The sequence below is a fragment of the Pseudomonas sp. NPDC087614 genome (assembly GCF_044743485.1).
GTDB lineage: Bacteria > Pseudomonadota > Gammaproteobacteria > Pseudomonadales > Pseudomonadaceae > Aquipseudomonas > Aquipseudomonas baetica_A.
In genome coordinates this window covers 1-4,430 of the sequence record NZ_JBIUWN010000149.1, presented here as the reverse complement: position 1 = coordinate 4,430, position 4,430 = coordinate 1, and the positions used below count along the sequence as shown (strand labels likewise).

Genomic DNA, 4,430 nt, shown 5'->3' with positions numbered 1-4,430 from the left:
TCCTTGCTTCTGGAAAACGTTGCCGGTGCTTTGTCTCGCGTAGTCGGCCTGTTCTCGCAGCGCAACTACAACATCGAAAGCCTGACCGTGGCCCCAACCGAAGACCCGACACTGTCGCGTCTGACGCTGACCACGGTTGGCCACGATGAAATCATCGAGCAGATCACCAAAAACCTGAACAAGCTGATCGAAGTGGTCAAGCTGGTGGACCTGTCGGAAAGTGCTCACATCGAGCGCGAACTGATGCTGGTCAAGGTCAAGGCCACTGGCGCTCAGCGCGCCGAGATCAAACGCACTACCGATATCTACCGTGGACAGATCGTCGATGTCAGCGCGAGCGTGTATACCGTTCAATTGACCGGTACCAGCGACAAGCTCGACAGCTTCATTCAGTCCATCGGCACCGCATCGATTCTGGAAACCGTCCGTAGCGGCGTGACCGGCATCGCTCGTGGCGACAAAGTACTCAGCATTTAAACCAAATTAGCGAATGGCCTGAACGGCCTGGATATATAGGGGAAATTCATGAAAGTTTTCTACGATAAAGACTGTGACCTGTCGATCATCCAGGGCAAGAAAGTTGCCATCATCGGTTACGGTTCCCAGGGCCACGCCCAAGCGTGCAACCTGAAAGACTCCGGTGTCGACGTTACCGTTGGTCTGCGTAAAGGTTCGGCTACCGTTGCCAAAGCCGAAGCCCACGGCCTGAAAGTGACCGACGTTGCTTCCGCTGTGGCTTCTGCCGATCTGGTCATGATCCTGACCCCGGACGAGTTCCAGTCCTCCCTGTACAAAAACGAAATCGAACCGAACATCAAGAAAGGCGCCACTCTGGCCTTCTCTCACGGTTTCGCGATCCACTACAACCAGGTTGTTCCGCGTGCCGACCTCGACGTGATCATGATCGCGCCGAAAGCTCCAGGCCACACCGTACGTTCCGAATTCGTGAAAGGCGGCGGTATCCCTGACCTGATCGCGATCTACCAGGACGCTTCGGGCAACGCCAAAAACGTAGCGCTGTCCTACGCGGCTGGTGTGGGTGGCGGTCGTACCGGCATCATCGAAACCACCTTCAAGGACGAGACTGAAACCGACCTGTTCGGCGAACAAGCCGTTCTGTGCGGCGGTACCGTTGAGCTGGTGAAAGCCGGTTTCGAAACGCTGGTTGAAGCTGGCTATGCGCCGGAAATGGCTTACTTCGAGTGCCTGCACGAACTGAAACTGATCGTTGACCTCATGTACGAAGGCGGTATCGCCAACATGAACTACTCGATCTCCAACAACGCTGAGTACGGCGAGTACGTGACGGGTCCTGAAGTGATCAACGCCGAATCCCGTCAGGCCATGCGCAACGCCCTGAAACGTATTCAGGACGGCGAATACGCCAAAATGTTCATCAGCGAAGGTGCAACCGGCTACCCTTCGATGACCGCCAAGCGTCGTAACAACGCCGCTCACGGTATCGAAATCATCGGCGAGCAACTGCGCTCCATGATGCCGTGGATCGGTGCCAACAAGATCGTCGACAAAGCCAAAAACTAAGTCCTCGTCTCTTGTACGAAAAACGCGGCCTCGGCCGCGTTTTTTCGTTTGAGGCGGTGGTTCTGGTATAAAGCTGCATCGTTTGTGGCCGAACCGTCGTCACAGACACAGTCGATTTTTTCCAAACCGTTGCAAGGTAATGTCCATGAGCGAACGTCCCGAAGAGCCGAACAAGGCTTCTGACGCCGAAAGCATGCTGCCCATCGATGAGCACATCGAAGAAGGGCACGACGCAGAAGGTCGTAAAGTCCGGCATCGTGGTATCTATCTGCTGCCGAACCTGTTCACCACTGCAAACCTGTTCGCAGGTTTTTATTCCATCATCAATTCGATGAGCGCCCAGGCTGCGTTGAGCGCCGGCGACTCAGTGAACGCGAGCAAGTATTTCGCCTTTGCAGCGATCGCCATTTTCGTCGCCATGGTGCTCGACGGCCTGGACGGTCGCGTCGCGCGCATGACCAATACGCAAAGTGCGTTCGGTGCCGAGTACGACTCGCTGTCGGACATGGTCGCGTTCGGGGTTGCGCCGGCCTTGCTGGCGTTCGGTTGGGCGCTGGGCGACATGGGCAAAGTCGGCTGGATGGTCGCCTTCATCTATGTGGCGGGCGCGGCCTTGCGTCTGGCGCGCTTCAACACCCAGGTCGGTACTGCGGATAAACGCTATTTCATCGGTCTGGCCAGCCCGGCAGCCGCTGGCGTGGTAGCGGGCATTGTCTGGGCGTTCAGTGATTACGGCATTCAGGGCTCGAAAATGTCGTTTCTGGTCGCGTTGATGGTGGCGGCTGCTGGCATGCTGATGGTCAGCAATATCAAGTACAACAGCTTCAAGGAGCTGGACTTGAAAGGGCGCGTGCCTTTCGTGGCGATTCTCGCGGTGGTGCTGGTGTTTGCCGTGGTCTTCAGCGATCCACCGCGCATTCTGCTGCTGGTTTTCCTCGCTTATGCGGCGTCCGGCCCTGTGCAATACCTGTTGCATCTCCGTCGGCACAAAAAGGCCGAGTGATGTAATTTCCCGCATACTCCGCAGTCTATGGGTGCATCTGTCCTCCAAAGCTGCGGAGTTGCCATGCTGATCAAAGTCCCTCAAACGTCTGACTGCCATGAGTCGGATGTCACGCCTGAATCCATTTACCTCTCTCGCCGCCAATTGCTTGGTGCCACTGCTGCCGGTATCGCCGTCAGTAGCCTGCCGCGCTGGGCGAGTGCCGACGATGCCGCTCGCTATGCGGATGTCGAGGCGGGTAAAGCGCCTGCCTGGTTTGCCGAAAAGCTTCCTTCTACTAAATGGGGAGCGGTCAACGTCAAGGGTGAGGCGATTACGCCTTATAAAGACGCGACCCATTACAACAACTTCTATGAGTTTGGTACCGACAAGGGGGATCCGGCTGCAAATGCCGGCTCGCTGAAAACCGAGCCGTGGAGTGTGGTCGTTGACGGGGAGGTAGGTAAGCCCGGACGTTACGCGCTCGAAGACTTCATGAAGCCGTATCAGTTGGAGGAGCGCATTTATCGTCTGCGCTGTGTTGAGGCCTGGTCGATGGTCATTCCATGGATTGGTTTCCCTGTTTCGGCGTTGCTCAAACAGGTCGAGCCGACCTCCAATGCCAAGTACATCCGCTTTGAGACTCTACAGGATCCCAAGAGCATGCCCGGACAGCGCTCTGGTTTTGCCCTGATCGACTGGCCTTATGTAGAAGGCTTGCGTCTGGATGAGGCGATGAATCCTTTGGCTATTCTGGCGGTTGGCATGTATGGCCGTGAGTTGCCCAATCAAAACGGTGCTCCACTGCGCTTGGTAGTGCCATGGAAGTATGGGTTCAAGAGTGTTAAATCCATCGTGCGTATTAGTCTGGTCAGTGAGCAGCCGAAGACGACCTGGCAAAGTATTGCCGCCGATGAGTACGGATTTTATGCGAACGTGAACCCGACGGTTGATCACCCGCGTTGGACGCAAGCTCGGGAGCGGCGCTTGCCCAATAGCCTGTTCAAGCCGAACGTGCGCGATACGCAGATGTTCAACGGCTACGCGGATGAAGTCGCTTCTTTATATACAGGGCTCGATTTGCGGAAGAACTACTGATGCGATTCCCGTTCTGGCGTATAGGCGTTTTCATGGCGGCGGCGGTTTGGCCCTTGCTTTGGTTCTATCAGGCTTTTGCGCAATTGCTTGGTCCTGATCCCGGCAAGGTGCTGGTTGATCTGTTAGGGCTTGGTACGTTGGTGTTGTTGCTGATCACCTTGAGCATGACGCCTTTGCAGAAGCTGACCGGATGGGCGGGGTGGATCGCAGTTCGTCGGCAGTTGGGGCTTTGGTGTTTTGCCTATGTGGTTCTACATCTATGCAGTTACATGGCATTTATTCTGGGTTTTGATTGGTCCCAGCTAGGGGTAGAACTGCGTAAACGTCCGTACATTATTGTCGGGACACTGGGGTTCCTCGGATTGTTGGCTTTGGCGGTGACTTCCAATCGCTACAGTCAACGCCTTTTGGGTGTTCGATGGAAGAAGTTACATCGACTGGTATACGTGATACTTGGGCTTGGATTGCTGCATATGCTGTGGATCGTGCGGGCTGATCTCAAGGAGTGGGCTGTCTATGCTTTTATAGGTGCTCTGCTTCTGTTGCTGCGCGTTCCTCCTGTTGCTCGTCGAGTCCCGCGTTTATTGGCTAGAAAGCAGATTCTGAAAGAAAAGCGAAATTAATGGTTGACGGCAGATTCTGGAAGCCTATAATTCGCCCCACTTCCGGCGCAGTCGAAACGGAAAACTCCTTGAAATTCAATGAGTTATGAAGTTTTCGGCAGCAAGTTGCTTCAGTTCATCGAAGCCAGAAAGAAGTTGAAAAAGAGGTGTTGACAGCAGCGTGTAACGCTGTAGAATTCGCCTCC

General features: G+C 55.1%; 5 protein-coding genes. All 5 read left to right on the top strand.

Annotation, left to right across the window (positions count from 1 at the left end):
* A partial coding sequence (ilvN, locus tag ACIOWA_RS27475) for an acetolactate synthase small subunit (protein ID WP_401162880.1) occupies positions 1-477 on the top strand: 477 nt, incomplete at its 5' end.
* A gap of 48 nt (positions 478-525) precedes the next feature.
* The gene (gene ilvC / locus ACIOWA_RS27470; RefSeq protein ID WP_277759308.1) at positions 526-1,542 is read left to right on the top strand and encodes a ketol-acid reductoisomerase; all 1,017 of its coding nucleotides are present in this window, start codon (positions 526-528) and stop codon (positions 1,540-1,542) included.
* A gap of 145 nt (positions 1,543-1,687) precedes the next feature.
* Complete coding sequence (gene pssA, locus ACIOWA_RS27465; RefSeq protein ID WP_339432813.1) at positions 1,688-2,545, top strand: CDP-diacylglycerol--serine O-phosphatidyltransferase; 858 nt, start codon at positions 1,688-1,690, stop codon at positions 2,543-2,545.
* 63 nt (positions 2,546-2,608) lie between these two features.
* Positions 2,609-3,622, top strand: coding sequence for a protein-methionine-sulfoxide reductase catalytic subunit MsrP (gene msrP / locus ACIOWA_RS27460; protein ID WP_401162879.1), 1,014 nt, complete (start codon positions 2,609-2,611; stop codon positions 3,620-3,622).
* Positions 3,622-4,245: a protein-methionine-sulfoxide reductase heme-binding subunit MsrQ gene (gene msrQ, locus ACIOWA_RS27455; protein WP_401162878.1), complete on the top strand. Its 624-nt coding sequence runs from the start codon at positions 3,622-3,624 to the stop codon at positions 4,243-4,245. Before msrP ends, msrQ begins: the two co-directional genes overlap by 1 nt.
* Positions 4,246-4,430 lie beyond the last annotated feature (185 nt).